Annotated in this window: 3 protein-coding genes; 1 reads left to right on the forward strand and 2 read right to left on the reverse strand. The window is 66.6% G+C overall.

Annotation, left to right across the window (positions count from 1 at the left end):
* On the reverse strand, nt 1–898 hold an 898-nt coding region (locus tag WAN02_RS17915; protein WP_422265591.1), incomplete at its 3' end, for a hypothetical protein.
* Nucleotides 899–1,092: 194 nt separating this feature from the next.
* On the opposite strand from WAN02_RS17915, the gene WAN02_RS17920 reads away from it, so the two are divergent.
* Nucleotides 1,093–2,070: a TerC/Alx family metal homeostasis membrane protein gene (locus WAN02_RS17920; RefSeq protein ID WP_422265592.1), complete on the forward strand. Its 978-nt coding sequence runs from the start codon at nt 1,093–1,095 to the stop codon at nt 2,068–2,070.
* Here WAN02_RS17920 and WAN02_RS17925 read toward each other — a convergent pair.
* On the reverse strand, nt 2,067–2,756 hold the full coding sequence (locus WAN02_RS17925; RefSeq protein WP_422265593.1) for a hypothetical protein: 690 nt from the start codon (nt 2,754–2,756) through the stop codon (nt 2,067–2,069). The two genes, WAN02_RS17920 and WAN02_RS17925, sit on opposite strands and share 4 nt — an antisense overlap.
* Nucleotides 2,757–2,799 lie beyond the last annotated feature (43 nt).

Below are 2,799 nucleotides of genomic sequence, written 5' to 3' on the forward strand. Positions count from 1 at the left end.
GGGCACGCAATCGCGCGCTGCGTTCGTCGACGAAGTGCGCGATCAGGTTTCCCTGCATGGCGGTCAGCGGCACCAGCAACGGCGCGCGGGTCAGGGTGACCGCCAGGATCACCACCCCGCCCTGGGCGCCCAACTCGGTGGAGGTGAGCTTCAGCAACACCGGAAAACCCATCACCAGGATCGCGCTGGCCCCGGCCGCAGTGATCGAATGGGCGGCCCCCCGCAGGAAGGCCGCGGCACTACCCGGAGTCAGCAGCCGTGCGGCCGCCCGCGTCGACGGCGACGCCCCGATCATCATCAGCCAGGCCAGCGCGCCCGCGACGGTGGCCCACAGGAACCCGACCAGGCCCCAGCCGATCAGTACGGTGGCCGTCGCGACCGTCACCCGGATGACGGCGTCGGTGACCATCAGCGCGCCGTACTGGGTCCAGCGGTTGGTGCCCGCCAGCATGCCCAGCAGCGTGGCGTGCAGGCAGAATCCCGCCAGCCCGACGCTGAGCAGGCCGACGGAAAGCCAGTGCGCCTGCACGAACACCCGACTGCCCCACAGCGGTGAGCTCCCGGCGATCACGGCGGCGGCGCCGATCCCAACCATGCCCGCGAGCCGCAGCGGGTGGGTGCGCTGTCCTGGCAGCACCTCCACGTAACCGGCTGAGCGGATTTCCCGGGTGGTCTCTTGCAGCAGGCCGTTGGCGGCGCCGGTGACCAGCCCGAATGCTCCCCAGAACACCGCGAACACCGAAAAGCCGGCCGGCGCCAGATCGCGGGCGGCCAGGTAGACCACCGCGTAGCCGCACAGCGCGGTGACGGCGGTCGCGGTACCCACGCGGGCCACGCTGCTGCGCGCGATCGGGCTGGCGAAGGCTCCCACACCGGGGGTGCCGCCCACTTCGGTCACGGTTCGAAACTACTCACAGCCTTTACCGTGCTGAGCACGCCGCGGCGACCTCGACCTGACAGACTGACTGTGGAGGGGAGTATTCCTCAGCCGCGCAGTCGTCATCACGTCGCCCAGATCGGGTGACCGGCCCGCGGGCCGTCGCTACCGACGGTGGAAGAGACCTCTGGTTGTCAACGACCGGAGGTATCCCCATGCACGTCTCCCTGCTGGAGTGGATTGTCACCCTGGCCGCCACGATCGCGGTCCTGCTGTTCGACGTCCTGGTGATGGCGCGCGGAAAACAGGAACCCAACATGCGCCGATCCGCGCTCGGATTGTCGGCTTACTGCGGCCTGGCCGTGTGCTTCGGAATCTGGACGTGGTACTTCCACGGCCGTCAGTTCGCGGTGCAGTTCTTCGCCGGATGGGTCACCGAATACAGCCTGTCGGTCGACAATCTGTTCGTCTTCGTCATCATCATGACGAGCTTCGCCGTACCGAGGGTGTATCAGCGGCAGGCTCTGTTCATCGGCATCGTGATCGCGCTGATTTTCCGCGGTATTTTCATCGCCCTCGGCGCGGCGGCCATTGCCCGATTCTCCTGGGTGTTCTACATTTTCGGCGCGTTCCTGGTGTACACGGCGGTGCGATTGGGGCGCGGCGGCACGCATGAGACCGACGCGGAGAACGCGGTGGTCCGGTTCGCGCGCAAGCACCTGAACGTCACCGAAACCTGGCACGGTGCAAAGCTTTTCGTAAAAGATGGATCGCGACGGTCGGCGACCCCGATGGCTCTCGTGGTCCTTGCACTGGGCGCCACCGATCTGATCTTTGCCCTCGACTCCATTCCTGCGATCTACGGGCTCACCAACGAGCCCTATTTGGTCTTGGCCGCCAACGTCTTCGCGCTGATGGGCCTGCGGCAGCTGTATTTCATCGTCGAGGGGTTGCTGCAGCGCCTCGTCTATCTGTCCAAAGGGCTCGGCGTCATCTTGTTGTTCATCGGGGTCAAGTTGACACTGCACGCGCTACGCGCGAACGATCTGCCATTCATCAACGGCGGTAAGCACGTTGACGTCCCAGAGATATCGACCTTGCTCAGTCTCGTGGTGATCGCGGCGACCCTTGCCGTGGCCGCAGTCGCCAGCGTCTATGCCACCCGCGGCAACGGGACGGACGAGCCCCGCTAGGCCTCGATCTGGGCGGCGATGCGTCGCTCGATGCCGGCCCGCGCGGCCGCCGGCAACGCGATCAGTCCCTCGAGTTCGCGGCCTGCTCGCGCGTAGGCGCTCTGCCGTTCCTGCGGAGACGCGGCCTCGTCCTGGGCCAGCCGCAGCAGGTTCTGGGCTCGCGCCAGCCGTTGTTGATCGTCTTCGGAAAAGTCGCTGCGGCGCCGGCGGATCGCTTCGGTTTCGGCGATTTCGAACGCGCTGACGTACTCGTGCACGGCGTCGCGGTATTCGAGGTGTGCGCCGCGATCGCTGAGCACGTCATCGGGCCGCTCCGGACGCAGTAGGTCGGCCCGCTGCTTGGCCTTGTGGAATGCGACGGCCAGCGGATTGCGCATATCGGTCATGAGGGGGAAGTCGAGCAATCTGGCGACGTCGACCTCGTAATCCAGCCATCGGGCGTCGGTCCGATCGTGCGTGGCAAGTAGTTTGACGACCTCGCGGCGCCGGCTGTCCGCATTGTCTCGGCCGCGCCCGGACGCTTCGGCTATCGCGATCTTGGCCTGCTGCTTCAGCCGATACCGTTCTAGTCGCCGATCAGCCCTGCGTTCGTTGGCCGCGGCGATCGCTCGCACGCCTCCGCCGATCGCGCCGCCGAGCGGAAAGATCAGCCACCAGAAATTTGCAGCAAAGTGAAGCGGGCCCACCTAGCCATGATGCCACCGCGGCGCCACTTGCTCGACCCACGCG

It is taken from the genome of Mycobacterium sp. (assembly GCF_049281135.1).
Lineage (GTDB): Bacteria > Actinomycetota > Actinomycetes > Mycobacteriales > Mycobacteriaceae > Mycobacterium.